Raw genomic sequence first — 461 nt, forward strand, 5'->3', positions numbered from 1 at the left:
AAGTTGCCCAGCGCGGTGCTGTTGGAGCCGCTGGCATAGGCGGCGCCACCGACCGCGGTGGCGTAATCGCCCGACGCTTCGGTCGGAATGAAACCCCAGAACGCGCCGCCCACGGCCACGCTGTTGTCGCCGCTGGCAATCGCGTTGGAGCCGACCGCGGTGGCGTCGTAGTTGCTCGCTGCCGCGCCGAAGCCCAGCGCGGTGGCCGACTCCACGGACGCTTCTGCGCCATAGCCCAGCGCAGTGGTGCCGAAGCCCGAGGCGCTGCTGTAACCGCCATAGGCGGCCGACGCGGTACCCGAGGCGTCACTGCGGAAACCGGAGGCGGTCGCCTGCAGGCCCGACGCCACCGATTCCTGTCCCACGGCAGTGGCATAGGCGTTGCTGGCCTGCGCCTGATACCCGACCGCGGTGCTGCCAGCGCCGATGGCCGCGCTTTCCGCACCCAGTGCCGTGGCCCC

At 71.1% G+C, this 461-nt stretch carries 1 pseudogene; it reads right to left on the bottom strand.

Annotation, left to right across the window (positions count from 1 at the left end):
- Positions 1-461: pseudogene (locus tag QZH66_RS18415) on the bottom strand (hypothetical protein); the annotation flags it as partial.

This window comes from Stenotrophomonas sp. YIM B06876 (assembly GCF_030711595.1).
In the GTDB taxonomy this organism is placed as follows: Bacteria; Pseudomonadota; Gammaproteobacteria; order Xanthomonadales; family Xanthomonadaceae; genus Stenotrophomonas.